General features: G+C 68.3%; 27 protein-coding genes. 8 read left to right on the forward strand and 19 right to left on the reverse strand.

The features are described 5' to 3' along the window. Nucleotides 1-50: 50 nt before the first annotated feature. The 3 genes from WKR98_RS09040 to WKR98_RS09050 all read right to left on the reverse strand — a co-directional run bounded on the left by WKR98_RS09040 (nt 51) and on the right by WKR98_RS09050 (nt 1,964). Nucleotides 51-725: a BON domain-containing protein gene (locus WKR98_RS09040; protein WP_341432687.1), complete on the reverse strand. Its 675-nt coding sequence runs from the start codon at nt 723-725 to the stop codon at nt 51-53. After that, nucleotides 725-1,315: a phosphoheptose isomerase gene (locus WKR98_RS09045; RefSeq protein ID WP_124687792.1), complete on the reverse strand. Its 591-nt coding sequence runs from the start codon at nt 1,313-1,315 to the stop codon at nt 725-727. Before WKR98_RS09045 ends, WKR98_RS09040 begins: the two co-directional genes overlap by 1 nt. Nucleotides 1,316-1,478: 163 nt before the next feature. Continuing rightward, complete coding sequence (locus tag WKR98_RS09050; protein ID WP_124687793.1) at nt 1,479-1,964, reverse strand: YraN family protein; 486 nt, start codon at nt 1,962-1,964, stop codon at nt 1,479-1,481. Nucleotides 1,965-1,990: 26 nt separating this feature from the next. Here WKR98_RS09050 and rsmI point away from each other — a divergent pair, with 26 nt between their 5' ends. Then, the gene (gene rsmI, locus WKR98_RS09055) at nt 1,991-2,920 is read left to right on the forward strand and encodes a 16S rRNA (cytidine(1402)-2'-O)-methyltransferase (RefSeq protein WP_124687794.1); all 930 of its coding nucleotides are present in this window, start codon (nt 1,991-1,993) and stop codon (nt 2,918-2,920) included. Nucleotides 2,921-3,047: 127 nt separating this feature from the next. Here the strand turns inward: rsmI and WKR98_RS09060 are convergent, their stop codons facing one another. Together WKR98_RS09060 and WKR98_RS09065 are read right to left on the reverse strand one after the other, a co-directional pair. Then, entirely contained in the window at nt 3,048-3,926 is an 879-nt protein-coding gene (locus WKR98_RS09060) for an IclR family transcriptional regulator (RefSeq protein ID WP_161567690.1), read from the reverse strand. Between the two features lie 80 nt (nt 3,927-4,006). Then, complete coding sequence (locus tag WKR98_RS09065; RefSeq protein ID WP_161567691.1) at nt 4,007-4,675, reverse strand: hypothetical protein; 669 nt, start codon at nt 4,673-4,675, stop codon at nt 4,007-4,009. 174 nt (nt 4,676-4,849) lie between these two features. On the opposite strand from WKR98_RS09065, the gene WKR98_RS09070 reads away from it, so the two are divergent. Beyond that, on the forward strand, nt 4,850-6,106 hold the full coding sequence (locus tag WKR98_RS09070; protein ID WP_130356935.1) for an MFS transporter: 1,257 nt from the start codon (nt 4,850-4,852) through the stop codon (nt 6,104-6,106). A 13-nt stretch (nt 6,107-6,119) separates the two neighbouring features. Here the strand turns inward: WKR98_RS09070 and WKR98_RS09075 are convergent, their stop codons facing one another. From WKR98_RS09075 to WKR98_RS09125, 11 genes are all read right to left on the reverse strand, one after another. After that, complete coding sequence (locus WKR98_RS09075) at nt 6,120-7,199, reverse strand: septal ring lytic transglycosylase RlpA family protein (RefSeq protein WP_124687796.1); 1,080 nt, start codon at nt 7,197-7,199, stop codon at nt 6,120-6,122. Nucleotides 7,200-7,202: 3 nt separating this feature from the next. After that, the gene (gene rapZ, locus WKR98_RS09080) at nt 7,203-8,135 is read right to left on the reverse strand and encodes an RNase adapter RapZ (RefSeq protein WP_124687797.1); all 933 of its coding nucleotides are present in this window, start codon (nt 8,133-8,135) and stop codon (nt 7,203-7,205) included. Between the two features lie 182 nt (nt 8,136-8,317). After that, complete coding sequence (gene hprK, locus WKR98_RS09085) at nt 8,318-9,250, reverse strand: HPr(Ser) kinase/phosphatase (RefSeq protein ID WP_341432688.1); 933 nt, start codon at nt 9,248-9,250, stop codon at nt 8,318-8,320. 39 nt (nt 9,251-9,289) lie between these two features. Continuing rightward, nucleotides 9,290-9,766 (reverse strand): PTS IIA-like nitrogen regulatory protein PtsN, encoded by a 477-nt coding sequence (ptsN, locus tag WKR98_RS09090; RefSeq protein WP_087837517.1) that lies wholly within the window; start codon nt 9,764-9,766, stop codon nt 9,290-9,292. Nucleotides 9,767-10,160: 394 nt separating this feature from the next. After that, on the reverse strand, nt 10,161-10,490 hold the full coding sequence (gene hpf, locus WKR98_RS09095; RefSeq protein WP_124687799.1) for a ribosome hibernation-promoting factor, HPF/YfiA family: 330 nt from the start codon (nt 10,488-10,490) through the stop codon (nt 10,161-10,163). 276 nt (nt 10,491-10,766) lie between these two features. Then, nucleotides 10,767-12,242 carry an RNA polymerase factor sigma-54 gene (locus WKR98_RS09100; RefSeq protein ID WP_124687800.1) on the reverse strand — a complete coding sequence of 492 codons (1,476 nt, stop codon included), beginning with the start codon at nt 12,240-12,242 and terminating at the stop codon, nt 10,767-10,769. A 9-nt stretch (nt 12,243-12,251) separates the two neighbouring features. Continuing rightward, nucleotides 12,252-13,061, reverse strand: coding sequence for an LPS export ABC transporter ATP-binding protein (gene lptB / locus WKR98_RS09105; protein WP_124687801.1), 810 nt, complete (start codon nt 13,059-13,061; stop codon nt 12,252-12,254). Beyond that, on the reverse strand, nt 13,058-13,666 hold the full coding sequence (gene lptA / locus WKR98_RS09110) for a lipopolysaccharide transport periplasmic protein LptA (protein ID WP_124687802.1): 609 nt from the start codon (nt 13,664-13,666) through the stop codon (nt 13,058-13,060). Before lptA ends, lptB begins: the two co-directional genes overlap by 4 nt. Before the next feature lie 7 nt (nt 13,667-13,673). Next, nucleotides 13,674-14,291 (reverse strand): LPS export ABC transporter periplasmic protein LptC, encoded by a 618-nt coding sequence (lptC, locus tag WKR98_RS09115; RefSeq protein ID WP_341432689.1) that lies wholly within the window; start codon nt 14,289-14,291, stop codon nt 13,674-13,676. After that, a complete protein-coding gene (locus tag WKR98_RS09120; RefSeq protein WP_124687804.1) occupies nt 14,288-14,896 on the reverse strand; it encodes a KdsC family phosphatase in 609 nt (202 codons plus the stop codon). The genes lptC and WKR98_RS09120 overlap by 4 nt, the downstream gene beginning before the upstream one ends. Before the next feature lie 5 nt (nt 14,897-14,901). Then, nucleotides 14,902-15,918 (reverse strand): KpsF/GutQ family sugar-phosphate isomerase, encoded by a 1,017-nt coding sequence (locus WKR98_RS09125; RefSeq protein WP_341432690.1) that lies wholly within the window; start codon nt 15,916-15,918, stop codon nt 14,902-14,904. 209 nt (nt 15,919-16,127) lie between these two features. On the opposite strand from WKR98_RS09125, the gene WKR98_RS09130 reads away from it, so the two are divergent. Next, nucleotides 16,128-16,667 (forward strand): adenine phosphoribosyltransferase, encoded by a 540-nt coding sequence (locus WKR98_RS09130; RefSeq protein ID WP_124687806.1) that lies wholly within the window; start codon nt 16,128-16,130, stop codon nt 16,665-16,667. Nucleotides 16,668-16,680: 13 nt separating this feature from the next. Here WKR98_RS09130 and uvrA read toward each other — a convergent pair whose 3' ends face one another. Next, entirely contained in the window at nt 16,681-19,587 is a 2,907-nt protein-coding gene (gene uvrA / locus WKR98_RS09135; RefSeq protein ID WP_341432691.1) for an excinuclease ABC subunit UvrA, read from the reverse strand. A gap of 250 nt (nt 19,588-19,837) precedes the next feature. On the opposite strand from uvrA, the gene WKR98_RS09140 reads away from it, so the two are divergent. The 3 genes from WKR98_RS09140 (at nt 19,838) to WKR98_RS09150 (ending at nt 22,115) form a co-directional block, all read left to right on the forward strand. Next, on the forward strand, nt 19,838-21,037 hold the full coding sequence (locus WKR98_RS09140) for an MFS transporter (protein WP_124687808.1): 1,200 nt from the start codon (nt 19,838-19,840) through the stop codon (nt 21,035-21,037). A gap of 160 nt (nt 21,038-21,197) precedes the next feature. Continuing rightward, nucleotides 21,198-21,695, forward strand: a complete 498-nt coding sequence (gene ssb, locus WKR98_RS09145; RefSeq protein ID WP_341432692.1) for a single-stranded DNA-binding protein — start codon at nt 21,198-21,200, stop codon at nt 21,693-21,695. Nucleotides 21,696-21,716: 21 nt separating this feature from the next. Then, on the forward strand, nt 21,717-22,115 hold the full coding sequence (locus tag WKR98_RS09150) for a VOC family protein (RefSeq protein ID WP_341432693.1): 399 nt from the start codon (nt 21,717-21,719) through the stop codon (nt 22,113-22,115). A gap of 63 nt (nt 22,116-22,178) precedes the next feature. On the opposite strand, the gene WKR98_RS09155 is transcribed toward WKR98_RS09150, so the two are convergent. Next, nucleotides 22,179-22,511, reverse strand: coding sequence for a DUF190 domain-containing protein (locus WKR98_RS09155; protein WP_124687811.1), 333 nt, complete (start codon nt 22,509-22,511; stop codon nt 22,179-22,181). A 19-nt stretch (nt 22,512-22,530) separates the two neighbouring features. After that, nucleotides 22,531-22,914: a fluoride efflux transporter CrcB gene (gene crcB / locus WKR98_RS09160; protein WP_124687812.1), complete on the reverse strand. Its 384-nt coding sequence runs from the start codon at nt 22,912-22,914 to the stop codon at nt 22,531-22,533. 100 nt (nt 22,915-23,014) lie between these two features. Here crcB and WKR98_RS09165 point away from each other — a divergent pair, with 100 nt between their 5' ends. Then, the gene (locus tag WKR98_RS09165; protein WP_124687813.1) at nt 23,015-24,502 is read left to right on the forward strand and encodes an AMP nucleosidase; all 1,488 of its coding nucleotides are present in this window, start codon (nt 23,015-23,017) and stop codon (nt 24,500-24,502) included. A 59-nt stretch (nt 24,503-24,561) separates the two neighbouring features. Beyond that, nucleotides 24,562-26,121 (forward strand): EAL domain-containing protein, encoded by a 1,560-nt coding sequence (locus tag WKR98_RS09170; protein WP_341432694.1) that lies wholly within the window; start codon nt 24,562-24,564, stop codon nt 26,119-26,121. Nucleotides 26,122-26,131: the final 10 nt, after the last annotated feature.

Here is a 26,131-nt window from a genome sequence, read left to right on the forward strand (position 1 = left end):
ATAGGCCGGGATGCGCGGCCCGCCCGCTTCGCCGCGGGCGGGGACGCCGGTCAGCGGCTGGCGGACGAGCCGCCGGTGGCCGGCGACTGGTCCTGCTCGGCCTTCACCTTGGACAGGTCCTGCAGTTCTTCTTCGGTGATGTAGTCGAACACCTTGACCACCTTCTTGACGCCGCTCACGCCGGCGGCGATCTCGGCGCCGCGCTTGCCCTCGCGTTCGGTGACGCGGCCCATCAGGTAGGCCACGCCGTTCTCGACCGTGATGCGGAAGGAATTGGCGAAGAGATCCTTGGCGTCCACCAGTGAAGCCTTGATCTTGCCTTCGATGAAGACGTCGTTCGAGCGGGTGGCCAGCGAGGTCGGGATGCCGATCTGGAGCTCGTTCACGAGGGCGCGGACGTTCTCGACGCCGCGCGCCTGTTCCTCGGCATCGCGCTTGGCGGTCTCGTCGGGGACTTCGCCGGTCAGCAGGAGCTTGCGGTTGTAGGCGTTGACGTTGATATGGCCCTTGTCGCCATAGCGGCCCGACAGCCGGCTGGACGCCTTGAGCTCGATGTTCTTGTCCTCGACCTGGATGCCCACGGTGCGGCGGTCGGTGGCGGCCATCGTGCCGACGTAGGCGCTGCCCAGGACGATGGGGGCGCAGGCGGATACCGCCCATGCCGAGCTTGCGACCACGAGGGCCAGGACCAGGGGGCGTACCGAAGCGGCCGGTTTGCGAAACATCAGAGATCTCCCAGCAGTTGAGCGTCGATGCCGTCGCACATGGCGTGCAGCAGCAATATGTGGACTTCCTGGATGCGCAGGGTGCGGTCGTGCGGCACGCACAGGTGCACGTCGTCTTCCGTCAGCATCTGGCCGATCCGGCCGCCGCCCTTGCCGGTCAGCGCGATGACGCGCAGCTCGCGGGAATGGGCCGCTTCGATGGCCTCGATCACATTGGCCGAGTTGCCGCTGGTGGAGATGGCCACCAGCACGTCGCCCGGCTGGCCCAGTGCGTTGACCTGCTGGGAGAACACCCGGTCGTAGCCGAAGTCGTTGCCGACCGCGGTCAGGATGGAAGTATCGGTATTGAGCGCGATGGCGCCCAGCGGCAGCCGTTCGCGTTCGAAGCGGCCGACCAGCTCGGCGGCGAAGTGCTGGGCATCGGCGGCCGACCCGCCATTGCCGCAGGCCAGGATCTTGCCGTTGTTGGACAGGCTGAACACCAGCGCATCCACGGCCGCCGCGGTAGGCGCCGACAGGGTGTCCTGGCAGTGTTCGAACAGCGCGACGGCGTCGCGGAAATGGGCGGATATGCGGGCGATAAGGTCCATGCCGGGATTATCTCATGCAGGGGAAACGGCCGGCTTGCCGGCCGCGCCGGCAAGTGTGTCCGCTGTAACCGGCCGTGACGCCCCGGTTGCGGGGCGACAGCCATGGCGTTGGAGCGGTTGGAGCAATGATAGTTTCCCTGGCCGGCCGACGGGAGGCCGCCCGCTACCGGAAACCGGGCAGCGCCTCGAGCGAAAAGGCGTGCCGTATCCAGCGCGGCGGGGCATCGGCCTCGAAGGCCAGGACATCGAAGCGGCAGGCGGGCGGTGGTCCCTTCCAGCAGGCGCGCAGGAAATAGGCGGCCGTGCGCGCCAGGCGCAGCCGCTTGGCCGGGCCCACGCTGGCCGCCGCACCGCCGTAGCGGTTACGGGCACGCGCGCGGACTTCGACGAAGACCAGGACGGCGCCCTCGCGCATGACCAGGTCGATTTCGCCGGCGCGGCAGGCCACGTTGCGGGCCACCAGGACCAGCCCGGCGGCGTGCAGGTGCGCCAGCGCCTCGCGCTCGGCCCGGTCGCCGGCCTGCTGCGCGGGCGAGCGGCGGGGCGGCAAGGCCGCTTCCTGCCTGCGGCCCGGCCGGGGGCTGCGACGTATCGCCCGCCGCTGCGCCGCATGGGCCAGTGCATAGGCCTGGGTGTCGGCCGCCGTCACGGGCGCCCTCGCGGTATTCTCGCGCCATGGACAATGAAATCGAATCCTCCAGGCCCGCCACGGGTGCCTGGGAACGGCTGGCGGACAAGGTGGCGGCGCAGCACTGGCCCGCCCCGGCGCTGTACGTGGTGGCCACGCCCATCGGCAACCTGGGCGACCTGAGCCTGCGCGCCCAGGCCTGCCTGCAGCGGGCCGACGTGATCGCCGCCGAAGACACGCGCATGACCCGGCCCCTGCTGGATGCCTGGGGCATTTCCACCCCCTTGATGGCGGCCCACCGGCACAACGAGGCGCAGGCGGCCCAGGCCATCGTCGGCCGGCTGGCCGCGGGCGAACGGGTGGCGCTGGTGTCGGACGCGGGCGCGCCCGGCGTCAGCGATCCCGGCTCGCGCATCGTGCGCGAGGTGCGTGCGGCCGGCCACCCGGTGGTGCCGGTGCCCGGCGCCAGCGCCGTGATCGCCGCGCTGATGGCCAGCGGCGCGACCTCGGACGAGAACCCGGCGTTCGTCTTCGCCGGCTTTCCGCCGCCCAAGGCGGCCGCCCGGCAGCGTTGGCTGGCCCAGTGGTGCGCGCTGCCCGCGCCGGTGGTCATGTACGAATCGCCGCACCGGATGGCGGCGACCCTGGCCGACCTGCTGGCGGTCTGCGGCGCCGCGCGGCAATTGACCGTGGCGCGCGAGCTGACCAAGCGTTTCGAGGAAATCGCCACGGTGCCGCTGGCCGAGGCCCAGGCCTGGCTGGCTGCCCACCCCCAGCGGGCGCAGGGCGAGTTCGTGCTGATCGTGGAGGCGGCGCCCGAGGAAGCGGCGGGCGCGCTGGATGCCCGGACCGACGAGGTGCTGCGGGCGCTGCTGGAGGTATTGAGCGTGCGCGACAGCGCCAAGGTGGCATCCCGCATCACGGGTGCGCCGCGGGATGCCTTGTATGCCCGCGCGCTGGCGCTGAAGGACGCGTAGCGGAAAGGCCTGGCCACAGGCTGGGACGGGAACGGGAAGGGGCATGGCGGCAACCGGAACGCGGAGTGCCCAGCATGCCCCAATCGGACGGGTACCGGGGCGCCGGTAGGACAGGCGTGTCCCGGTTTCAGCCCGGCCCGGTCGCGCCCGCCTGGCCCGCGCCCAGGACGGCGGAGATCGCGGCGGCCGCCTGCATCAGATCCCGCACGGTGTCGGGATGGGCCCGCGCCGGCAGGTAGTGGATCGAGGCGACGATGGCCAGCGCGCCGAACAGCGAACCGTCGGCCTGGAAGATCGGCGCCGCCAGGGCATTGATGCCGGTGAAGATTTCCTCGGGTGCCTCGGCCCAGCCGCGCTGGTGGACGAGCTGGATCTCGGCCCGCAGGCGGTCGGGATCGGTGATGGTCTTGGGCGTGCTGGCCGCCAGGGGCTGGGACAGTACCGCCTCGCGCAGCGACGGCGGGCCGAAGGCCAGCACGACCTTGCCCTGGGCCAGGGTATGGAAGCCCGGGAATTGTGTGCCGGGGCTGAGCAGGATCTCCAGCGCGCTGCGGCCGCGCACGACATCCAGCACGACGACCTTGTTGGGATCGAAGGTGGTGATGACGATGGTCTGCTCGACGCGGTTGCGCAGGTCTTCCATGATGGGTTTGGCCAGCGACACGGCGTCGAACTGCTGCACCAGTTTTCGTCCCAGCAGGAACAGGCGCCAGCCCACGCGGTAGCGGCTGGTGCGCTTGTTCTGCGTGACGTAGCCCTGCTGGCGCAGGGCCGTCAGGTGGCGATGCACGCGCGCCTTGGGCATCCCGAGCAGCTCGGCCAGTTCCGTGACTCCGCATTCGGTGCCCTGGGCCGCCATCAATTCCAGGATGCGCAGGGAGATGACCGAGGTCGACGAGATCGTGGCCTCGTCGCCCGAGGTCGGCAGCGCATGGCCGGTCTGGGCGTCGTCCGCGGTGGGGGCGGTGGCGTCGGGGGGCAGGAGGTCCGGGGCGGGGAGATGCATGGATCGAAGCGTGTCTTGGCAAGGCCGGTGGGTTCTCGATGGACGCATGCCCGCCCCGCCGGGGGCCGGGAAGATGCCCCTCAGGGCAGGGTCAGCATGCGCTCGCCGTACACATGATAATGCTGACGCTTGGGCTTGCCGGCGTCTTCCGGCAGGACGTAGCGCAGGGAACTGCGCTGGCGGCATCCCTGGGGCAGGATGAAGCAGCGGATGAAACTGGTATCCGTGGCCTCGGTAGTCGGGGCCAGGACCGGGGCGTGGCCCAGTTCGAACCATGCCGAGCCAGCCGGATGCACCGTGGTCCTGCCCTGGGTCTCGATGGTGATCTCGCCCTTCAGGCAGCAGCGTATGCCGGGTCCCTGGTGCACGTGCGTCAGCGCCACGCCGCCGGGCGGGAAGTCGACGCGGTCGCAGCGCATCAGCCAGTCGAACTGGTCGTCCAGCTCGATCTCCTGTTGCAGCTTGAGGGTGGACGTGGCGCCGGGGGCGCTGCGCAGCGTGCCCGCGGGGGCGTCGGGCGAAACCAGTTCCCAGCGCCACAGCACGGCGTCTTCCTCGCCCGCCACCAGCGCGATCGGGTCCTGGCCCACCCAGGCGGACTCCTGGCGCTGGTGCTGGGTACCGTCCAGGAATTCCACCGTGATTCCACCCTGCACGATGTAGACCGATCGCGGCATGCGCGGCAGGTAGACCGGCGCATGGCCGGCGGGAATGCTGTCTTCGTAAAGCCTGATGATGAAACTGCGCATGGATGACTCCTGAGGCTATGGCCGGCCCCATGCCGGGCAACGGACCGGTTTGTATCGATAAACAATACGTTCGTATCATTTATCGTAAACCATGAATGCATGGCTTGTGAATATTCAGATAGAATATTTATCGATACGTTTGTATCGTTGATCGATACATCAAGGAGACGAAGCATGGCATCCTCCGCGACCTCGCTATCCGGCGTGGCCCAGGAAAAATGGTACGTAGGGCGTACCAAGGAACAATGGCGCGCGTTCGGCTCGGCCTACATAGGCTGGATGCTGGACATCATGGATCTGATGCTGTTCGCCATGGTGATCACGCAGATGCGTGCCGAATTGAATTTCGACAGCGGCGCGGCCGGCGTCATCGCCTCGATGACGCTGCTGGCCACGGCTTTCGGCGGCCTGATCTTCGGTTTCCTGGCCGACCGGCTGGGCCGGACGCGGTCGCTGGTGCTCAGCATCGCGTGCTATTCCATCGGCACGGCCTTGTGCGGCTTCTCGCAAAACGTCACGCAACTGCTGATCTTCCGCTTCCTGCTGGGCCTGGGGGTGGGCGGGGAATGGTCGGCGGGCGCGGCCCTGGTCACCGAGACGTGGCCGGCCAAGCACCGCGGCAAGGTCATGGCCTGGGTGCAGAGCGCTTTCGCCGCCGGCTATGCGCTGGCGGCCATCGTCGCGGCGCTGGTGCTGCCCACGCTGGGCTGGCGCTGGGTGTTCGCGGTCGGCCTGGTGCCCGCGCTGTTCGCATTCTGGGTGCGCCGCCATGCGTCCGAGCCCGAGATCTGGGCGGGCCAGAAAGAGCGCCTGGGCGTCGGCGCCACCCTGAAGCTGCTGTTCGGCCAGCACCTGCGCAGCACGGTGGTCGGCCTGGCCTTCACCGCCGCGGCCATGTGCGGCTACTGGGGCCTGTTCACGTGGATTCCGACCTATCTGGCCACGCCCGTCAGCGCGGGCGGCGCCGGCCTGGACCTGACCAAGTCCACGACCTGGATCGTCATCATGCAGGTGGGCGCGGCACTGGGCTTCATCTGCTTCGGCTACATCGCCGACCGGATCGGCCGCCGCATGGCCTTCATCCTGTTCTTCCTGCTCTCGGCCGTGTGCGTGCCGCTGTACGTGCAGATCGAGTCCAGCCTGGTGCTGCTGGCGTTCGGACCGCTGGTCGCCTTCGTGGGCACGGGGTTCTACAGCGGTTTCGCGCCTACCTTCGCCGAGCTGTTCCCGACCAGCATCCGCGCGACCGCGCAGGGCTTCATCTACAACACCGGCCGGGCCACCAGCGCGCTGGCGCCGGCCGCGGTGGGCTTTTTCTCGGCTACCCACGGCGTCGCGAGCGCGCTGGGAGCCACCGCCGGGTTCTTCGCGCTGGCCGCGGTCATCGTGTATTTCTTCCTGCCCGAGACCAAGGGCGGCGAGCTGGAATAGCGGTGGCGCCCGGTCAGCGCACGACGATGACCGGGGCGATGTCCAGCCTGGCCTGCACGCGCTGCGCGGCCGCCAGCGCGCTTTCGCGCGAGGGGTAGGGGCCCAGATGCACGCGGTGCAGGCTATCGGTGTTCACGATGCGCAGCGGTTCGGTCTGGTCCCCCAACTGGGTCCGGATCCGGGATGCCAGGTCCTCGGCGTTGCGCTGGCCGCTGAAGGCGCCCACTTGCAGGAAGATGCCCGATTGCGGTGACGACACCACCGGCGTGGTGGCCGCCAGCGGGACCTGCACGCCGCCTGCCATGGGCGCGGGGCTTGCTGCCGGCAAGGGGGACGCCAGCGGCGGCAGTTCCCGTACCTGGCTGGCCGGTGGCTGCGTGGCCACCGGGATGGCGACCACCTCGGCCTCGGCCACCGGCGCGGGCGCCGCGGCCAGCATGGGAGCGCTGCCGCGCTCGTTGCGGATCCTGGCGATTTCCTGCGGGCCCAGCCATTCGACCTCGACTTCGCCGCTGCCCTGCGAGAGCAGGCCCAGCTTGTAGGCGGCGGTGTAGGAAAGATCGATGATGCGGTCGCTGTGGAACGGGCCGCGGTCGTTCACGCGCACGATCACCGACTTGCCCGTCCCGACCCGCGTGACGCGGGCGTAGCTGGGGATGGGCAGCGTGGTATGGGCCGCGGTCATCGCGTACATGTCGTAGATCTCGCCGTTCGACGTGCGCGCGCCATGGAACTTGCGGCCGTACCACGACGCGACGCCGCGCACCTTGTAGGGCTGCATGGAGGTGTCGGGAACGTAGCGCTTGCCGAAGATCACGTAGGGCTTGTTCGCGCCGCTGGCCAGCGGTTCCACGGCCGGCAGCGGGTCGGGCACCAGGTCGAGGTTGGCGGGCGGATTGGACGGCGGGCCGTCGTCCTTGTAGTAGCCGCCGCCGCGCGAACCAGACGGCCCCTTGGGCGTGGTGCCGCAGGCGGCCAGGAGCACCGTGGCGCAGACCGCCGCCCAGAGCAGGGGACCTTTGGTCCCCCCGCGCAATGGGCGGCTGGTCGTGGGGCGCGCGCCAGGCAGGGGAGGCCGGTCGGTCTGCTTCATCGTCTAGGGTCCTGGATGCTGGGGTCTGGCAAGCGGCGGCGCCTCGGCGGGGCCGCCGCCCGGATCATAAAGGTCGAACTGCTTTTGTGCACGGTGGCGCACCAGCACCTGCCCCTGGCCCGCGAACATGGCGGCCAGTTGTTCCACCACGTAGACCGACCGGTGCGTGCCGCCCGTACAGCCTATGGCCACCGTCAGGTAGCTGCGCGTGTCCTGCATGTACTCGGGCAGCCAGGTGCGGATGAAGGCGGCGATGTCGTCGATCATGCGCCCCACGCTGGGGATGGCCGCCAGGAAGTTCGCCACCGGGGCGTCCCGCCCCGTCAACGGCCGCAGGACCGGGTCGTAGTGGGGGTTGGGCAGGCAGCGCACGTCGAACATCAGGTCCGCGTCCAGCGGCACGCTTTCCTTGAACGCGAACGATTCGAAGGTCAGGACCAGCGGCACGGTATCGGCCTGCACCACGTTGCGCACCCAGGACCGCAGTTGCGAGGGCGTCAGCCCCGTGGTGTCGATGACGTGCCCCAGCTCGCGCAGCGGTCCCAGCAGCTCGCGCTCATGCGCGATGCAGGCCTCGACCGAGGGCGCGACGCCTTCGTGGAAAAGCTTGTCGGTTAGCGGATGGCGGCGGCGCGACTCCGAATAACGCTGCACCAGCGTACCGGTGTCGGCGTCCAGGAATACCACGCGGATCTCGGTGCCCAGCGCGCGCAGCGCATTGATGGTGCCCGGCAGGCTGGCGATCGCCCCGCTGGAGCGCGCATCGATGGATACCCCGACACGCTGCAGCCCTTCATCGTGCGCGGCCGCGATGAAATCGTGAAGAAAACGGACAGGAAGATTATCGACGCAGTTGTAGCCGAAATCCTCCAGGGTACGAAGAGCCACGGACTTGCCCGAGCCCGAGATACCGGTGATGAAAACGACACGTAACACAGCAGGCTTTGCCTCGTAAAAGAGGTTCGTTCGAAGCCTGAACAATAACGCACACTCCCAAACCTGTCCCCCTTTCCCCCTACCCACGCCAGCCTATTGGTTGCCAGGAAACCGCGGATCCGGCTTTGCCGGTCCGCCGGTTTCGCCCCCTGGGGGGCGCCCGAAGGGCGTAGGGGGGGACCCTACGGTTCGCCGTTCTGGATGGCGTCCATCTGCCGTTCCATGAACTCGGTCATGGTGTCGATGCCGCGCAGTTGCAGGATGGCGTTGCGTACCGCCGCCTCGACCAGCACGGCCAGGTTGCGGCCGGCGGCTACGGGCAGGACGACCTTGCGTATGGGCAGGGCCAGCACGTCCTGGGTCATGGCCTGGAGGGGAAGGCGCTCGAAATTGGCTTCGGGCGAGGTGGTGCGGACCAGGTGGACGATGATCTTGAGCTTCATCTTCCGGCGCACCGAGGTCTCGCCGAAGATCGCGCGGATGTCCAGCAGCCCGAGGCCGCGCACTTCCAGCATGTTCTGCAGCAGCGGCGGGCACCGGCCCTCGATCAGGTTGGGAGCGATGCGCGAGAACTCCACGGCGTCGTCGGCGACCAGGCCGTGGCCGCGCGAAATCAGTTCCAGCGCCAGCTCGCTCTTGCCCAGGCCCGATTCGCCCGAGATCAGCACGCCCATGCCGAGCACGTCCATGAACACGCCGTGCACGGTGGTGACGGGGGCGAGCTTCTTGGCCAGGTAGATGCGCAGCAGGTCGATGACCTGCGCCGCCGAGCGGGGTGAGGCCAGCAGCGGCACGTTGCGCTGGTCGCAGTGTTCCAGCAGGTCGGCCGGGGCGGCCAGGCCGTCGGCCATGATGATGGCCGGCACGCCGCTGGCCAGCAGTTCATCCAGGTGGTGGGCGCGCCGGCGGGCTTCCAGCCGGGCGTAGAACGCCAGTTCCTCGTGGCCGAAGACCTGGATGCGGGACGGGTGGATGAGGTTCAGGTGGCCGACCAGGTCGGCGGCGGCCAGGCAGGTGTCGGGCAGCGGCGAGCGATTCGCGTTCGAGCGCCCCGCCAGCCAGCTCAAGGAAATCTTGTCGGTGTTTTCGTCGACCAGTTTTTCGATAGTAAGCATGGGGCACACGGAAAAGGCGGCCGACCGGGGCCGGCCGGGTCAGACCGCGGCGTCGGACTGGGCCGGTTCCCAGTGGGTCAGCAGCGAGTGGATCGCGCTGGCCGAGGGTTCGGTGGCCAGGGCCTCGCGCAGCGCGCGGTTGGACAGCATCTGCGCCAGCTCGGACAGGATTTCCAGGTGCACCTGCGTGGCCTGCTCGGGTACGAGCAGGAATACCAGCATTTGCACGGGCTTGCCATCGGGGGCGTCGAAATTGATGGGCTGAGCCAGGCGCACGAAGGCGGCCACCGCATCGGTCAGCCCCTTGATGCGGCCGTGCGGCACGGCTACGCCTTGACCCAGGCCGGTCGAGCCGAGCCGTTCGCGCGCGAACAGGCTGTCGAACACCACCGAGCGGGCGATGCCGTGATTGTTCTCGAACAATAGGCCGACTTGTTCGAAAACGCGCTTCTTGCTGGTGACTTCCAGATCAAGCAGCACGTTCGAAGGGGGGAGTATCCGCGAGATCAGATTCATAACGTATGCGCCGGTCGGGCGATACAAATTCGCACAATAGATGGACCGGGCGACATCTTTTGGAGATGGACGTCGATTATAGCCAGCGTCCCGGTTCTGTCACGAAAAGCGGCACTTTTGTGCCCCGCAAACAACCCGTCCGTATCCCGACCTGGCATCACACGCCCTCGTCCCACGAAGGAAGCGCCCACCCGGGGCCCTACCCAGTCCCTCGAAAACCATGGCGCAGCGCGGCATTTCTCGATTCTGATCACGGGTAACTGGACGCGAACTCATCCTTTAAACGAAACAACGGCGGGAAAAGCCTCCTTCCCCCGCCAGCCGATGTTTTATCCAGGGGCACCGCGGATCCGGCTCCGCCGGTCCGCCAGTGCCGCCCCCCGGGGGGCGCCCGTCAGGGCGTAGGGGGGGGAATTCTCTTCATTGCTTCCTCGACCCGAGGTCGCTGGACCTTGTCCTTGTACTTGATGACCTGTCGGTCGACTTTATCGACAAGGGCGTCGATGGCCGCGTATAGATTTTCTTCTTGGGCCTCGCAATGGACGTCCTTGCCTCGGAGATGCATGGTGATTTCCGCGCTGTGGCGCAGTTTTTCCACGGAAAGCAGCACCTGGATATCGATGACGTGATCGAAATGCCTCAGCACCCGCGTGAGCTTGTTCAGGACGTACTCACGTATGGCAGGGGTCACGATGAGGTGATGTCCGCTGATGCTCAGATTCATGTAAAGCCCTCCTTGAAGCAATGTACCGGGAGACTTCCCCGGAGCCCGCGCCCATGTCCGCAGGGCATGGGCGCTTGTGGCACGAGCGTGCCACTTTGCTTGCGTCGCTCCGAACGTTCCGGATGTCGCCACGCAATCGAAGTGGCTGGCACATGCGTTTTCAGCGGTTGCTATAAAGATGAGCCTTTATCCGGGGCTTTCAAGTACGGTCTAACCCTAGCATCGCGATCCGGTGATGGATGCGCGGCATGCGATGCCGCGCGGGCGCGATCCGTACTAGATGCTCTTACGCAGGGAAACCGGCGGAATCTTGAGCGCTTCGCGGTATTTGGCCACCGTGCGGCGGGCCACGACGATACCCTGCTCCCCCAGCGTCTGCGCAAGTTGGCTGTCGGATAGTGGCTGGGTAGGATCCTCCGCACCAATGAGTTGCTTGATCAGCGCACGGATCGCCGTGGACGATGCCGCTCCTCCGGTCTCCGTGGCGACGTGGCTGCCGAAGAAATACTTCAACTCGAAAGTCCCCAGCGGGGTGAGCATGTATTTCTGCGTAGTGACGCGTGAGATCGTCGACTCATGCAAGCCTAGTGTATCTGCTATTTCGCGTAATACAAGAGGCCGCATGGCGACTTCGCCATGGTTGAGGAAACCCTGCTGCCGGTCGACGATGGCCTGGGCCACGCGCAGAATGGTGTCGAAGCGTTGCTGGACATTGCGTATCAGCCAGCGCGCCTCCTGCAGCTGCGAGGACAGCCCGGGATGGGCCGAGCTGCGCTCGGACTTCAGGATCTGCGCGTACATCTGGTTGATGCGCAGCCGCGGCATGGCTTCGCCGTTGAGCATGGCGCGCCACTGGTTGCCGGCCTTGCGCACGATCACGTCGGGCACGACGTAGTCCGCGGCGGGCGACGAATAGCGCGAACCGGGCCGCGGGTCGAGCCGGCGGATCAGGCTCTGGGCCGCGCGCAGCTGGTCGTCGTTGCAGCCCAGCGCCTTGCGCAGCTTGGCGTAGTCCCGCGCGCCCAGCAGCGGCAGGTGCTGGGCGGCGATCTGGCGGGCCAGCGCCAGCACGTCGGCATCGCGGGCCTCGGGCAGGCAATCGAGGTCCGGCACGCGCAATTGCAGGCACAGGCATTCGGAGATGTTGCGGGCGCCCACGCCGGCCGGATCGAAGGACTGGAGCAGCCCCAGCGCCGAACGCAGTTCGTCGGCGTCGATTTCCAGCTCGGGCGGGAACAGCGCGGCCAGTTCTTCCAGCGACACGTCCAGGTAGCCGTTGTCGTCCAGTTCGTCGACCAGCGCCGTCACCAGCGCCGCATCGCGCGGCGTGGCCTGCGTCAGCGCGAGCTGGCCCAGCAGGTGCTCGCGCAGCGAGGCATCGGGCGCCGCCAATTGCGGCGCGGTGTCGTCGTCGTGCTCGCCGCCGGGGCGGTGCAGCTCCGGCATGTCGGGCAGGTCCGGCGCGTCGCCGGCGTCGGCCGGCGACGGCGCCTCCACGGCCTCGCCGCCCGGTTCGGCGTCGGCTTCCGGCGAGGCGGGCGTGGTCGTGTGCATGCTGCCGTCGGCGTCGACCCGCAGCGTGGCCGCCACAGGGTCGTCCTCGCGTTCAAGCAGCGGGTTCTCCTGCAGGATCTGCTCGATCTCGTGTTCGAGTTCGAGCGTCGACAACTGCAGCAGCTTGATCGACTGCTGCAGCGCCGGCGTCAGCGCCAGGTGCTGGGAGGTGCGAAGTTGGAGTCCGGGTTTGAGCATGGGCACCGCTTACATGCGGAAGTGTTCTCCGAGGTAGACCCGTCGCACGGCAGGATCGCCGACGATCTCCTCGGGGTGCCCGCTGGCCAGTACCGTGCCGTCGCTGATGATGTAGGCGCGGTCGCAGATGCCCAGGGTCTCGCGCACGTTGTGGTCGGTGATGAGCACGCCTATGCCGCGTCCCTTCAGGAAGCGCACGATGCGCTGGATCTCGATGACGGCGATGGGGTCCACGCCGGCGAACGGTTCGTCCAGCAGGATGAAGCGCGGATTGGTGGCGAGCGCGCGCGCGATCTCGACGCGGCGGCGTTCGCCGCCGGACAGCGAGATGGCGGCGTTGCTGCGGATGTGTCCGATCTGCAATTCGTCCAGCAGCGACTCCAGGCTCTCGTTCACCTGCTTCGTGCCGAGCGGCGCGCCCTGTTCGTTGCGCTGCAGTTCCAGCACCGCGCGGATGTTCTGTTCGACGTTGAGCCGGCGGAACACGGAGGCGTCCTGCGGCAGGTAGGAAAGCCCCAGCCGCGCGCGCTTGTGGATGGGCAGGCTCGTGGCCGAGACGCGATCGATGTCGATGGTGCCGGCATCGGCCGGCACCAGCCCGACGATCATGTAGAAGCAGGTGGTCTTGCCGGCGCCGTTGGGGCCCAGCAGTCCGACCACCTCGCCGCCGTCCACGTGCAGCGACACGTTCTTGACCACCGTGCGCCCTTGATAGGATTTGCGCAGGCCCTCGGCCCGCAGGCGGCCCTCGCCCTGGGTCGACTCCTCGGCGCGCGGCGCCCCGGCCGGCGCTCCGGCTTCTATGATCGGCGCGTTCATTGCGCGGCCTTGCCCGAGGCCGGGGCGCCACAGCCCGCCGCCGGCGCGCCGGCGGCCGTCTGGCCGCGCGGCTGGATGATGGTGCGCACGCGCTGGTTGGGCGTGGGGGCCTGCGGCCCGCCGGTGGCGGTATAGGTGTCGGTGCGCTGGTTGTAGGTCACGCGCTGACCGCGCACTTCGTCGACCATCTGTTCGCAGGCCAGCCGCTTGACCACCGCCTTCGAGATGAAATGGATCAGCTCGCCGCGTCCGTCGTATTCGACGCGCTCGGCCACGCCCTCGACGTATTCGTCGGTGCCCTCGCGCCGCTGGCGCACGTTGACGAGCTTGCCGCTGTTGGCGGTGGCGACGCCGAACTGATAGCCCTCGGCGTCTTCGCGCAGGTCGAGCCTGTCGGCGCGCAGGATCAGCGAACCCCTGGTCAGCACGACGTTGCCGGTGAAGATGCTGGTCTGCTTCAGGTCGTCGTAGCGCAGCGAATCGGCATCCACCGTCGTCGGCTGGTTGCGGTCGGCGGCGGCCGCGAGCGCCTGGGCGCCGCAGGCGAGGGCGGCCAGGGCGAGCACGGCCTGGGCGGCGTATCGGGAGAATCGATGATGTGGCACGGTGTTTTTATCCTTTGGATGGCTGTCGGGCCGGGGGCGCGGCCGGCCGCGTGCTGCCCGGCACGATCTGCACCCGTGTCTGCTCGTTGACCTTCAATTCGCGCGAGACGTTGTCATAGCGCATGCCGCGTCCCTGTATGCGCGTGGTGCCGTTGACCACGGTGGCGGGCAGGTCCGTGTAGGCGACGTCCTCGTCGGGCAGCAGGGTGACTTCCTCGCTGCGTATGTTCAGCTCGGGGCGCCCCTGCCCGGGCAGCCGCCGCAACTGAACGTCGCCGCGCATGGTCACGCGCGCGCCGTCCTGGTCCATTCGCGCGTGCCGGGAAGTGGCCGTCATGGTCGGCCGCTCGGTGCGCTGGCTGACCGCGCGGAACTGCGTGACTTCCGACGAATCGTCGTCCGGGTAGTGCTCGAGCCGGTCGCCTTCCATCCGCGTCGTGGGCATGCCCTGCTCGTCGCTGCGGACCATGACGAACTGTTCGACGAAGGAGTCGATCTCGTGGGTCAGCCGGCGCGGCGGATCTTCCTTCACCGCCCGCTTGGCGTAGTCGGCCGCCCACCACGTGCCGGCCACCAGGGCGGCCAGCAGCGCGATCGATACCCCGGAGGCGAGTCGGTCTTTCATTGGGCAGAGGATCCGGCGGTGATGGTCGTGAGGGTGCGGCTGGTGATGTAGCCGCCCAGCCGGCCCTGCGCGGCCAGGATCAGGTCGCAGCATTCGCGCGCCGCGCCGTCGCCCGCGGGACGGGTGGCCACCCAGTGGGCGGCCTGGGCGACGTAGGTCGGCGCTTCGGCCACGCTGGCGGCGAAGCCCACGCGCTGCATGGCGGCCAGGTCGATGATGTCGTCGCCCATGAATCCCACGTCGTCCAGCTCGACGTTGCAGCGCTGCGCCAGCGCGGTCACGGCCGCGCTCTTGTCGCGCACGCCCTGCTGGACCTCGGAGATGCCCAGCTCGGCGGCGCGCCGCGAGACGGTGGGCGAGTCGCGTCCGGTCATGAACACGACCTCGATGCCGCTTTCGTGCAGCATGCGCAACCCGAAGCCGTCCAGCGCATGGAAGCGCTTAATGGTCTCGCCGTGCTCGCCGTAGTACAGGCGGCCGTCGGTCAGGACGCCGTCGACGTCGAAAATCATCAGCCGCAGGCGGGCGACGCGTTCGCGCACGTCTTGCGGCACGCGGGCCAGGATCAGGGCTTCGGCCGGATGGGGAGGAAGAGGAATCGCCATGGAACTCAGAGCACCTTTGCTGCCATCAGGTCGTGGGTATGAAGGGCGCCGACCAGCCGGCCGGTGGCATCGAGCACCAGCAGCTGGTTCTTGCGGTTGTCGTCCATCCGCGCGGCCGCCTCGGTGGCAAGGGCGTCCGGGCCGATGTGAAGGGGATTGCGCGTCATGCCGGCAACCACGGTCAGGTTGCGGATGTCGCCTTCGCGCTCGATCAGGCGGCGCAGGTCGCCGTCGGTGAAGATGCCGACCACGCGGTCGCCGTCGACCACGACGGTCATGCCCATGCTTTTGCGGGTGATCTCCACCAGGGCTTCGGTAACCGACGCCGTGATCGGCACGATGGGCACGTCCTTGCCGGTGCGCATGACGTCGCTGACGTGGGTCAGCAGGCGGCGGCCCAGGGCGCCGCCCGGATGCGAGCGGGCGAAGTCCTCGGGGCCGAAGCCGCGCGCCTCGAGGCAGGCTACCGCCAGCGCGTCGCCCAGCGCCAGCGCGGTGGTGGTGCTGGCGGTGGGCGCGAGGTTCAGCGGGCAGGCTTCCTGCGGCACGCTGGCATCCAGGTGCACGTCGGCAAGCTGGGCCAGTTCGGAATCCGCGTTGCCGGTGATCGCGATCAGCGGCGATCCCAGGCGCTTGACGACGGGCACGATGGTAAGCAGTTCGGCCGTGGTGCCCGAATACGAGATCGTGACCAGCACGTCGTTGGCGGTGATCATGCCCAGGTCGCCGTGCACGGCCTCGGCAGCGTGGACGAAGAACGCGGGCGTGCCGGTCGAGGCGAACGTGGCGGCGACCTTGCGGGCGATGTGTCCGGACTTGCCGATGCCGCTGACCACCACGCGTCCGGGGCAGGCCAGCAGGATGTCGACCGCGCGCACGAACGTGCGGTCCAGGCGCCCGGACAGGGCCTTGAGCGCCTCGATTTCCACCGCCAGGGTGCTGCGGGCCGAGTCGATGACGTCGACGGGGCCGGAGGCGCCGGGAACGTATACGTTGGACGTGCCGTTGTCTGAGGTGTTCATGATGGGTCCGCGCCGGTGCCGCAGGAGGGCGGGCGGCGAAAAATGCGCCTCGCGTCGCCTCGCGCGGCAACGGTCATTCAATTGCGACGATCTACCAGTATAGTAGCAAGGGCACGATCCTTGCTTTACGCTCTTTGCGTTACAGTGGCGTCCTGTGCCGCGGGAGCGCCGACCCTGGTCGCCCCCGATTCCTTCCTGTCGAGCCCGCCATGTTCCTGGACCCGAACTACATCCGAGACCGCATACGCACGGTGCCCGACTGGCCCGAGCCCGGCGTGCAGTTCCGGGACATCACGCCGCTGCTGCAGGATCCCCGCAGCTTCCGCGTGCTGATCGAGCTGTTCGTCTACCGCTACATGAACCAGCGCCTGGACCTGGTGGCCGGCATCGACGCGCGGGGATTCATCGTGGGCAGCGTGATCGCGCACGAACTGAACCTCGGTTTCGTGCCCGTGCGCAAGAAAGGCAAGCTGCCCTACGACACCATCGCCGAGCACTATGCCCTGGAATACGGCAGCTCGACGGTGGAGATGCACGCCGACGCCGTGCGCCCGGGGCAGCGGGTGGTGCTGGTGGACGACCTGGTCGCCACCGGCGGCACCATGCTGGCCGGCATGAAGCTGCTGCAGCGGCTGGGCGCCAACGTGGTTGAGGCGGCCGCGGTCATCGACCTGCCCCAGTTGGGCGGGTCGAAGGCGATACGCGATTCGGGGCTGAATCTGTACACCGTCTGCGAATTCGACGAGTGACCGCCCGGCCGGGTCAGCCGGCCTTGCGCCTGGGCGCGCGCGCCGCCCTGGGGGGCGCCGACGAAGCGCCGGCAGCCAGGAATTTCTTCAGATAGCTGCCGGTATGGCTGCCGGGCGCCTGCGCGATTTCCTCGGGCGTGCCCTGGGCCACGATGCTGCCGCCCCCGCCGCCCCCCTCCGGCCCCATGTCGATGATCCAGTCCGCGGTCTTGATGACGTCCAGGTTGTGCTCGATCACGACCACCGTGTTGCCGGCGTCCACCAGGTGCCCGATCACTTCCAGCAGCAGCGAGATGTCGTGGAAATGCAGGCCGGTGGTCGGTTCGTCCAGGATATACAGCGTGCGCCCGGTGCCGCGCTTGGACAGTTCCTGTGACAGCTTGACCCGCTGCGCTTCGCCGCCCGACAGGGTGGTGGCGCTCTGCCCCAGCCGGATGTAGCCCAGCCCCACGTCGATCAGCGTCTGCAGCCGCCGGGCGATGGCCGGCACGGCTTCGAAATACTCCAGCGCCTGTTCGACCGTCAGGTCCAGCACTTCGCTGATGTTGCGGCCGCGGTAGCGGATCTCCAGCGTTTCGCGGTTGTAGCGGCTGCCGTGGCAGACGTCGCATGGGACGTAGATGTCGGGCAGGAAATGCATTTCCACCTTGACCACGCCGTCGCCCTGGCAGGCCTCGCAGCGGCCGCCCTTGACGTTGAAGCTGAAGCGGCCGGGATCGTAGCCCCGGGCCCGGGCTTCCGGCACGCCCGCGAACAATTCCCGTATCGGGGTGAACAGGCCGGTGTAGGTGGCCGGGTTGCTGCGCGGCGTGCGGCCGATCGGGCTCTGGTCGACGCTGATGATCTTGTCGAAATGCTCCAGCCCCTCGATGGCCTCGTAGGGCGCGGGCTCGGTCTGGCTGTTGTACAGGTGGCGCGAGACCACGTTGACCAGCGTGTCGTTGATCAGCGTCGACTTGCCCGAGCCCGAGACTCCGGTGATGCAGACCAGGCGGCCCGCCGGGATGCGCAGGTCCACGCCTTTCAGGTTGTTGCCCGAACAGCCCTTGAGTTCCAGCCACGGCAGTTCGTCCTGCCCCGCCACCGGCCGGCGGGCCGGGATGGCGATGGACTTCTGGCCGCTCAGGTACTGGCCGGTCAGCGACTGCGGGTCGGCCACGATGTCGGCCGGCGACCCCTGCGCCACGACTTCCCCGCCATGTTCGCCGGCGCCGGGGCCCATGTCCACGACCCAGTCGGCCTCGCGGATCATGTCCTCGTCGTGCTCGACCACGATCACGCTGTTGCCGAGATTGCGCAGGTGCCGCAGGGTGCCGATCAGCCGGTCGTTGTCGCGCTGGTGCAGGCCGATGGACGGCTCGTCCAGCACGTACATCACCCCGGTCAGGCCCGAGCCGATCTGGCTGGCCAGGCGGATGCGCTGGGCCTCGCCGCCCGAGATGGTGTCGGCGCTGCGATCCAGCGACAGGTAGCTCAGCCCGACGTTGTTCAGGAAGGTCAGGCGGGCCGCGATCTCGCGCACGATGCGGTCGGCGATCTCGCGCTTGGCGCCGGTCAGCGCCAGCTGCTCGAACCAGTGCAGGCAGTCGGACAGCGGCAGGGCCTCCAGCTGATAGATCGCGCGCCCCTGGTCGTCCTCGCCCACGCGGACGTTGCGGGCCTCGGCGCGCAGCCGCGAGCCGCCGCAGTCGGGACAGGTCCGCACGTTCCGGTACTTGCCGAGTTCCTCGCGCACGGTGGCCGAGTCGGTTTCCTTCCAGCGCCGTTCGAGGTTGGGGATCACGCCCTCGAAGGGATGCGAGCGGACGGTCGTGCGGCCCTTCTCGTTGACGTAGGTAAAGGCGATTTCCTGCTCGCCCGAGCCGTACAGCACGCGCTGCTGGGTGTCCTCGGACAGTTCCTCGAACGGCGTGTCGACGTCGAAGTCGTAGAAGGCCGCGAGGCTGGTCAGCAACTGGTGGTAGAAGGGGTTGCGCCGGTCCCAGCCGCGGATCGCGCCGCCCGCCAGGCTCAACTCGGGAAACGCCACCACCCGCTTCGGATCGAAGAAACCCACGTGGCCGATGCCGTCGCAGCTCGGGCAGGCACCGATGGGATTATTGAAGCTGAACAGGCGCGGCTCGAGTTCCGGCAGGCTGTGCCCGCACACCGGGCAGGCGTAGCGGCTGGAGAACAGATGCTCGCGTTCGCGGTCGTCGGTGCCGGCATCCATTTCCAGCACGATGGCCCGCCCCTCGGCCAGGCCGATGGCCGTCTCGAAGCTCTCGGCCAGCCGCTGCTGGGCATCGGGCCGCACGCGCAGGCGGTCGATCACCACGTCTATGCTGTGCTTCTCGGTCTTCTTCAGCGGCGGAACGCTGTCGATGTCCAGCACCTCGCCGTCCACGCGCACCCGCACGAAACCCTGGGCCTGCAGGCTGGCCAGTTCGTCCTCGAAGCTGCCCTTGCGGTCGCGCACCAGCGGCGCCAGGATCGCCAGCCGGCTCTCGGCCGGCAGGGCCAGCGTGATGTCCACCATCTGGCTGACGCTTTGCGCCTGCAACGGCAACTGGTGGTCGGGGCAGTAGGGCGTGCCCACCCGGGCGAACAGCAGACGCAGGTAGTCATGGATTTCCGTGACCGTGCCCACGGTCGATCGCGGATTGTGGCTGGCGGCCTTCTGTTCGATGGAGATGGCCGGCGACAGGCCCTCGATCAGGTCGACCTCGGGCTTGTCCATCAATTGCAGGAACTGGCGGGCGTAGGCGGACAGGCTTTCCACATAGCGCCGCTGGCCTTCCGCGTACAGGGTGTCGAACGCCAGGGAAGATTTGCCCGAACCGGATAACCCTGTGATCACGACAAGCTGGTGGCGGGGCAATTCCAGCGAGACGTTCTTCAGATTGTGGGTGCGCGCACCCCTGATGCGGATGACATCCATCAAGCAAACCTTTACGCGAGCGGTGGCGAAAGCCAACTTGGTAATATAACCCCCCCGTACGCGCTGACGCGCGCCCCCCAGGGGGCGGGCGGCGGGGGACCGGCGGAGCCGGATCCCCCGGGCCCTGGTCTAGTGCGGCTTTCTTGGGGCGGGGCACCTGTGCTTCGCTGGCTGGCAGGGGAGGCTGCGGTGCCGCATGGGGAAGTCCCTTTAATTGGTTTTTTCACGAATGGCTAACCCTTCATTTCGGATGACCCCTTTCGAGCGCCGCGCGAGCTTGTCGCTGGCGGCGCTTTTCATGTGCCGGATGCTGGGGTTGTTCCTGCTGCTGCCGGTGTTCGCGGTGGCGGCCAAGGCCTTGCCGGGGGGGAACGATCCGGCGCGGGTGGGGTTGGCGCTGGGCATGTACGGGTTGACCCAGGCGTTCATGCAGATTCCGTTCGGGCTGGCTTCGGACCGCTGGGGCCGGCGGCCGGTGGTGGTGATGGGGCTGGTGCTGTTCGTCGTCGGCAGCGTGGTCTGCGCCACGACCGACGACCTGTTCTGGATCACGATCGGCCGGGCCATCCAGGGCTCGGGCGCGATTTCGGCGGCGGTGACGGCGTGGCTGGCCGACGCCACGCGCGACGAGGTGCGGACCAAGGCCATGGCCATGATAGGCGCTTCGATCGGGCTGACCTTCGCGGTGTCGCTGGTACTGGCCCCGGTGGTGGTGGGCTGGGGCGGGCTGACCGGCCTGTTCTGGACCATCGCCGCGCTGGGCGTGGCCGCGCTGGGCGTGGCCGCCTGGGTGGTTCCGGCCGCGCCGCCGGCGCCGCGGGGCGAACCGGTATCCATGTCCAGCGTGCTGTCGCACCCCGACCTGCTGCGGCTGAACCTGGGGGTCTTCACCCTGCACCTGATCCAGGTCGCGCTGTTCGTGGTGGTGCCGGCCGCGCTGGCGCGCACCGGCGGCCTGGACGCGGCCACGCTGTGGAAGGTCTACCTGCCGGTGGTGCTGGCCTCGTTCGTCGTGATGGTGCCGGTGATCGGCGTCACCGAGCGCTACGCCACCCACCGCAAGACCCTGCTGGGGGCCGTTGCCGGACTCGTGCTGGTGTGCATGTTCCTGCCGTGGGCGCAGGACCGCTACGGCTGGCTGGTCGGCGCCATGATCGCCTTCTTCTCGGTGTTCAACATCCTCGAGGCCATGCAGCCTTCGCTGGTGTCCCGCGTGGCGCCGCCGTCGCTGAAGGGGCTGGCCCTGGGTTTCTATAATACGAGCCAGGCCATCGGGCTTTTCGCCGGCGGGGCGCTGGGCGGCTGGCTGCTCTCCCACCTGGGGCCCGCGGCGGTATTCCAGTCTGCGGCGGGGCTGGCGGTAATATGGCTGCTGGCGGCCTGGGGGATGAAGCCCCTGCCCGCCAGGCGGGCCGCGCAGCCGGAGCGGGTGTCCCACCCCGCCTCCTGAGCCCTTTCTGTCCCATTTACGCACGAGACCGTATTGCGGTCGGCGCATTTTCAACCAATGATGTTTTTTTTCTTGTGGCCCGTGGCCGCGCCGGGCGGGGGTGGCTACAATCCCTCCGCCTCGCTGCGGGCCGGTGAATACAGTCAATAGGAGTGTGGTAATGGCATCCGTCAACAAAGTCATCCTGGTCGGCAACCTGGGCCGCGACCCCGAAGTTCGCTACACGCCCGATGGCGCCGCGATCTGCAACGTGTCCATCGCCACCACGTCCCAATGGAAGGACAAGAACTCGGGCGAACGCCGCGAGGAAACCGAGTGGCACCGCGTGGTGTTCTACAACCGCCTGGCCGAGATCGCCGGCGAATACCTGAAGAAGGGCCGTTCGGTGTACGTGGAGGGCCGCCTGAAGACCCGCAAGTGGCAGGACAAGGACACCGGCGCCGATAAATACACGACCGAGATCGTCGCCGACCAGATGCAGATGCTGGGCGGCCGCGAAGGCGGCGGCGGTGGTGGCGAAGGCGGCTATGGCGATTCCGCGCCGGCCCCGCGCCAGTCCAACCGCCCGGCCAGCGGTGGCGGCGGCCAGCAGCGTCCGGCCTCGCCGTCGAGCTCGGCGCCGAACTTCGCCGACATGGACGACGACATCCCGTTCTGACGGGTACGCCCATCCGCCTCGATGCTCCACCATCTTTCTTTCGGCGTGGCCGACCTGCGTACCGCCGCCGGTTTTTACGACGCGGTACTCGGGCCTCTGGGCTATGAGCGTGTCTGGACGGACTTCGACGGCGATCCCGACCGGCACGCCGTCGGGTACGGCCTTCCCGGAGGGGGCGACAAGTTCGCGCTCAAGCAATGCTCGAAAAGAGAGAGCGTGCCGGGACCGGGGTTCCATCTCGCCTTTTCCGCGCCCAGCCGGGATGCCGTCGACCGTTTCCACGAGGCGGCCCTGCGCCACGGGGGCGCCGACAATGGCGCGCCGGGACTGCGGCCGCGCTACGGTCCGGACTACTACGCGGCGTTCGTGGTCGACCCCGAAGGCAACCGCATCGAGGCCGTCATCAGCACGGCGGCCTGAACAGGCCCTAGCCAAACCCCGTCCGAGCCGGCGGGGTTTTTTGTTGCAAATGATCCGATCGTTTCAGCCCGCCGCCGGCGCCTGGGCGCCCACCCGCCCGAACTCCACCGGCTGCTTCACGTAGAACAGGTCGATCGGTTCCTTGGCCAGCGCCGCCAGCAGCCGGTCGCAGGTCGGCGCATCGACCGCGATCGACACCTCGACCGGCTGGTCCGCCAGCTCGAAGAAGCGTGCCGAGTGGAAGCGGCCGGTGTGCCCGAAGCTTTCGCCGGCGGCCACCAGGGTGCCGCCCAGCGCGCCCTGCGCCTTGGCGAAAGCCAGCAGCCAGTGGGCCAGGGGCTGGCCGCCGTGGCGCCGGTCCTGCTGGGTGAAGAAGGTCAGTTGGAAGCCGTTCACGGTGTGTCTCCTTGCGGGGTCAGGACTGCCGCAATCCGGCGTAGGTGGCGATGCCGAGCAGGGTCATCGCGACGGAGCCGCCCACGTGGACCAGGATGGTCGCGGCCACCCAGCCCAGCCGCTGCTGCTGGATCAGGGCGACCAGTTCGGCCGAGAAGGTGGAAAAGGTGGTCAGGCCGCCGCAGAAGCCGGTGATGATCAACAGCCGCCAATGGGGCGGCAGGGCGGGGTTGCCGGCGAAATAGGCCACGGCCAGGCCGATGATGTAGGCGCCGATGAGATTGGCGGCCAGGGTGCCCGGCGGCATGGCCGGCAGCAGGGCGTTCAGGCCCAGCCCCAATACCCAGCGCAGCAGCGCCCCGATGGCGGCGCCGACGGCGATCGCGATTACCGCGAGCAGCATGAGGGACTCCTTGCTAAGGCGGGCTAGTGTAGTACGAGCGCGGCGGACCGGCCAGGCCGCGGTAGGCTAAGCTATGCCAAGCCCTTCCTCAAAGCCGATCATGACCCCGCCCGCCAGTGTCCTTCTTCGCCATCCCGCTCCCTGGCCCGCCGAATCCTTCCGTGATCCCGACGCGGCCGTCCAGCGCCTGATCGACATCTACACGCGCAATACCGCCTTCCTCTGCGACAGCTTCCGCGAAGTGGTCGCCACGCAGGCGTCCTCGCCCGGCCGGATCCGCGCCTGCTATCCGTTCATCAGGATACGCGTGGATACCTACGACGAGGTCGACTCGCGCCTGTCGTATGGACACGTGGCCGAGCCCGGCGTCTATCAGACCACCGTCACCAAGCCCAAGCTGTTCCGCTCCTATCTGACCGAGCAGCTCCGCCAGTTGATGGCCAACCATGGCGTCGCGGTGGAGATCGGCGAATCCGACGTGCCCATCGCGCTGCATTTCGCGTTTCCCGACGGCATCTATGTCGAGGGCGAGGACATCGAGGCGTTGAAGCGGCCCCTGCGGGACCTGTTCGATACGCCCGATCTCGCGGTCACGGACGATGCCATCGTCAACGGCAGCCATCGCCACCCGCCGGACGGGCCGCAGCCGCTGGCGCCGTTCACCGCGCCGCGCATCGATTACTCGCTGCATCGCCTGCAGCACTACACAGCCACCGCACCCTCGCATTTCCAGAATTTCGTGTTGTTCACCAACTACCAGTTCTACGTGGACGAGTTCTGCCTGCGCGCGCGTACGCTGGTGGCGCAGGGCCACTACGACGCGCTGGTCGAGCCGGGCAACCGCGTCACCCGCGCGGGCGATCCGGTGCCGGACCCGGCGGCGCCGATGTCGCGGCTGCCGCAGATGCCCGCCTATCACCTGGTGCGCGAAGGACATTCGGGCATCACCCTGGTCAACATCGGCGTGGGGCCGTCCAACGCCAAGACCATCACCGACCATATCGCGGTGCTGCGTCCGCATGCCTGGCTGATGCTGGGACATTGCGCCGGGCTGCGGGCCTCGCAGCGGCTGGGCGACTACGTGCTGGCGCACGGCTACGTGCGCGACGACCACGTGCTGGATGCGGACCTGCCGACCTGGGTGCCGATACCGCCGCTGGCCGAGGTGCAGGTGGCGCTGGAGCAGGCGGTGGAGGAGGTGGCCGGGCTGTCCGGCTGGGAGCTCAAGCGCATCATGCGCACCGGCACGGTGGCGACCATAGACAATCGCAACTGGGAGCTGCGCGAGCATCTGGAGCCGGTGCAGCGCTTCTCGCAATCGCGCGCCATTGCCCTGGACATGGAGTCGGCCACCATCGCGGCCAACGGTTTTCGCTTCCGCGTGCCCTACGGCACCCTGCTGTGCGTGTCGGACAAGCCCCTGCACGGCGAACTGAAGCTGCCGGGAATGGCCAGCGCCTTCTATCGCCGGCAGGTGGGCCAGCACCTGGACATCGGGCTGCGGGCGCTGGAGATCCTGAGCAAGATGCCGCCCGAGCGGCTGCATTCGCGCAAGCTGCGCAGCTTCCTGGAGACCGCGTTCCAGTAGCGGGGCGTGCCGCCCGCACGGTAGGATGCGACCCATGATCCGGGCGTGAAGGGGGGGGCGTGACGACCGAGGGACGGCACGACAAGCGTTGGTGGCTGAGGTGGCTGCTGGTGGCGGCCGCCGCCGCGTTGCCGCTGGGAGTGGCGGTACCCTTTGTCTATCTGCAGGCCAGCCTGCTGGCGCGCCATGACGCGCGCGGCGCCGCCGAAGTGGTGATGCGCCAGGCCGATGCCATTTTCGCCGAGGCCGACAGGCTGGCCGCCGAGATGGCGCCGCAGGCCGGCAAGTCCTGTGCCGAGGCCGACGCCACGCTGCGCGAGGCGGCCTTCCAGCCGTATTTCCGCGCCATCGTCCTGGTGCGGCACCGCGTGCTCTATTGTTCCTCGATCACGGAATCCTTCACGCTGCCGCTGGCGCAACTGCTGCCGGAGGGCGAGGTGCCGCCGGGGCGGTCCTTTCATTTCGTCCCCGGCACGCCCATGGTCCCGGACCGGCCCGCGGTGATGGCGATCCGCCTGGACCAGGCCGGCGACGGTGTCATCGTCACGGTGGATGGCCGCTACTTGCGGGATCTGCTGGACGCCGTCGGCGGCACCGGCCGCTACCGGATCGGCATCGAGGCCCTGGATGGCCGGCATGGGCTGGCGGGCCGGCGGGTCGGTGTCCCGCCTCCCGGCGCCTATTTCGTGCAGGACGTGGTGTCGACGATCTATCCATTCCGGGTGCGCTCCCTGGCGGATGCGGCCCTGCTGGCCGAATACCGGAAGCGCCTGGCGGGCAGCTACGCGCCCTTCGTCGTGCTGCTGGCCCTGCTGCTGGGCTATCTGTGCCACCACTTCCTGAAGTACCGGTTCTCGCTGGTGGCCGCGATCCGGCGCGGCATGCGGCGGGGCGAGTTCGAGGTCCACTATCAGCCCGTCATCGACCTGCGCGACGGGTCGTGCGCGGGCGCCGAGGCGCTGATGCGCTGGTTTCGTCCCGGGCAGGGGGCCGTACGCCCGGACCTGTTCTTCGCCGTGGCCGAGTCCAGCGGCCTGGCGATTCCGCTGACCCGGCACCTGTTCAAGCTGGTGGGGCGCGACCTGCGCCGCTGTCCGATGGGGCCGCTATTCCGCGTGGGCCTGAACGTCACCGCCAGCCATCTGGTGGAGCCGGGCATCGTCGACGACGTTGCCCGGCTGCGCAAAGTGGTCGGTTCGGGGGCGGCGGATTTCGTGCTGGAGATCACCGAGCGCGAGCCCCTGCCCCCCATCGAGCAGGTCTACGAGCACATGGGTGTGCTCAGCGCCAGCGGCGTGAAGCTGGCCATCGACGACTTCGGCACGGGCCACAGCTCGCTGGCCTACCTGGAACGGTTCCCGGTCGATTATCTGAAGATAGACCGCGGCTTCGTGTCGGCCATCGGCACGGATGCGATCAATGCCTCGGTGCTGGAGATGATCATCGGGCTGGCTTCGCGGCTGGGGGTGGAGCTGACCGCGGAAGGCGTGGAGACGCGCGAGCAGCTCGACTATCTTGCCGCCCAGGGCGTGCACTATGCGCAGGGCTTCCTGTATGCCCGGCCCATGCCCATCGAGGCCCTGCGGGTCTGGGTGGATGCGTTCCACGGCGCGCCGTAAGCTAACATCC

The organism is Pigmentiphaga sp. YJ18 (genome assembly GCF_038066655.1).
Classification (GTDB): Bacteria; Pseudomonadota; Gammaproteobacteria; order Burkholderiales; family Burkholderiaceae_B; genus Pigmentiphaga.

What these genes read in the sequence shown, in the direction of transcription:
- WKR98_RS09100 (WP_124687800.1), bottom strand. Translation starts at nt 12,242, where the DNA reads ATGCTCAAACCCGGACTCCAACTTCGCACCTCCCAGCACCTGGCGCTG.
- WKR98_RS09125 (WP_341432690.1), bottom strand. Translation starts at nt 15,918, where the DNA reads ATGAACACCTCAGACAACGGCACGTCCAACGTATACGTTCCCGGCGCC.
- WKR98_RS09150 (WP_341432693.1), top strand. Translation starts at nt 21,717, where the DNA reads ATGCTCCACCATCTTTCTTTCGGCGTGGCCGACCTGCGTACCGCCGCC.
- lptC (WP_341432689.1), bottom strand. Translation starts at nt 14,291, where the DNA reads ATGAAAGACCGACTCGCCTCCGGGGTATCGATCGCGCTGCTGGCCGCC.
- WKR98_RS09065 (WP_161567691.1), bottom strand. Translation starts at nt 4,675, where the DNA reads ATGCGCAGTTTCATCATCAGGCTTTACGAAGACAGCATTCCCGCCGGC.
- ptsN (WP_087837517.1), bottom strand. Translation starts at nt 9,766, where the DNA reads ATGAATCTGATCTCGCGGATACTCCCCCCTTCGAACGTGCTGCTTGAT.
- WKR98_RS09040 (WP_341432687.1), bottom strand. Translation starts at nt 725, where the DNA reads ATGTTTCGCAAACCGGCCGCTTCGGTACGCCCCCTGGTCCTGGCCCTC.
- crcB (WP_124687812.1), bottom strand. Translation starts at nt 22,914, where the DNA reads ATGCTGCTCGCGGTAATCGCGATCGCCGTCGGCGCCGCCATCGGGGCG.
- lptB (WP_124687801.1), bottom strand. Translation starts at nt 13,061, where the DNA reads ATGAACGCGCCGATCATAGAAGCCGGAGCGCCGGCCGGGGCGCCGCGC.
- WKR98_RS09045 (WP_124687792.1), bottom strand. Translation starts at nt 1,315, where the DNA reads ATGGACCTTATCGCCCGCATATCCGCCCATTTCCGCGACGCCGTCGCG.
- rsmI (WP_124687794.1), top strand. Translation starts at nt 1,991, where the DNA reads ATGGACAATGAAATCGAATCCTCCAGGCCCGCCACGGGTGCCTGGGAA.
- hpf (WP_124687799.1), bottom strand. Translation starts at nt 10,490, where the DNA reads ATGAATCTGAGCATCAGCGGACATCACCTCATCGTGACCCCTGCCATA.
- hprK (WP_341432688.1), bottom strand. Translation starts at nt 9,250, where the DNA reads ATGCTTACTATCGAAAAACTGGTCGACGAAAACACCGACAAGATTTCC.
- WKR98_RS09130 (WP_124687806.1), top strand. Translation starts at nt 16,128, where the DNA reads ATGTTCCTGGACCCGAACTACATCCGAGACCGCATACGCACGGTGCCC.
- WKR98_RS09075 (WP_124687796.1), bottom strand. Translation starts at nt 7,199, where the DNA reads ATGAAGCAGACCGACCGGCCTCCCCTGCCTGGCGCGCGCCCCACGACC.
- WKR98_RS09070 (WP_130356935.1), top strand. Translation starts at nt 4,850, where the DNA reads ATGGCATCCTCCGCGACCTCGCTATCCGGCGTGGCCCAGGAAAAATGG.
- WKR98_RS09140 (WP_124687808.1), top strand. Translation starts at nt 19,838, where the DNA reads ATGACCCCTTTCGAGCGCCGCGCGAGCTTGTCGCTGGCGGCGCTTTTC.
- WKR98_RS09060 (WP_161567690.1), bottom strand. Translation starts at nt 3,926, where the DNA reads ATGCATCTCCCCGCCCCGGACCTCCTGCCCCCCGACGCCACCGCCCCC.
- WKR98_RS09165 (WP_124687813.1), top strand. Translation starts at nt 23,015, where the DNA reads ATGACCCCGCCCGCCAGTGTCCTTCTTCGCCATCCCGCTCCCTGGCCC.
- ssb (WP_341432692.1), top strand. Translation starts at nt 21,198, where the DNA reads ATGGCATCCGTCAACAAAGTCATCCTGGTCGGCAACCTGGGCCGCGAC.
- WKR98_RS09120 (WP_124687804.1), bottom strand. Translation starts at nt 14,896, where the DNA reads ATGGCGATTCCTCTTCCTCCCCATCCGGCCGAAGCCCTGATCCTGGCC.
- uvrA (WP_341432691.1), bottom strand. Translation starts at nt 19,587, where the DNA reads ATGGATGTCATCCGCATCAGGGGTGCGCGCACCCACAATCTGAAGAAC.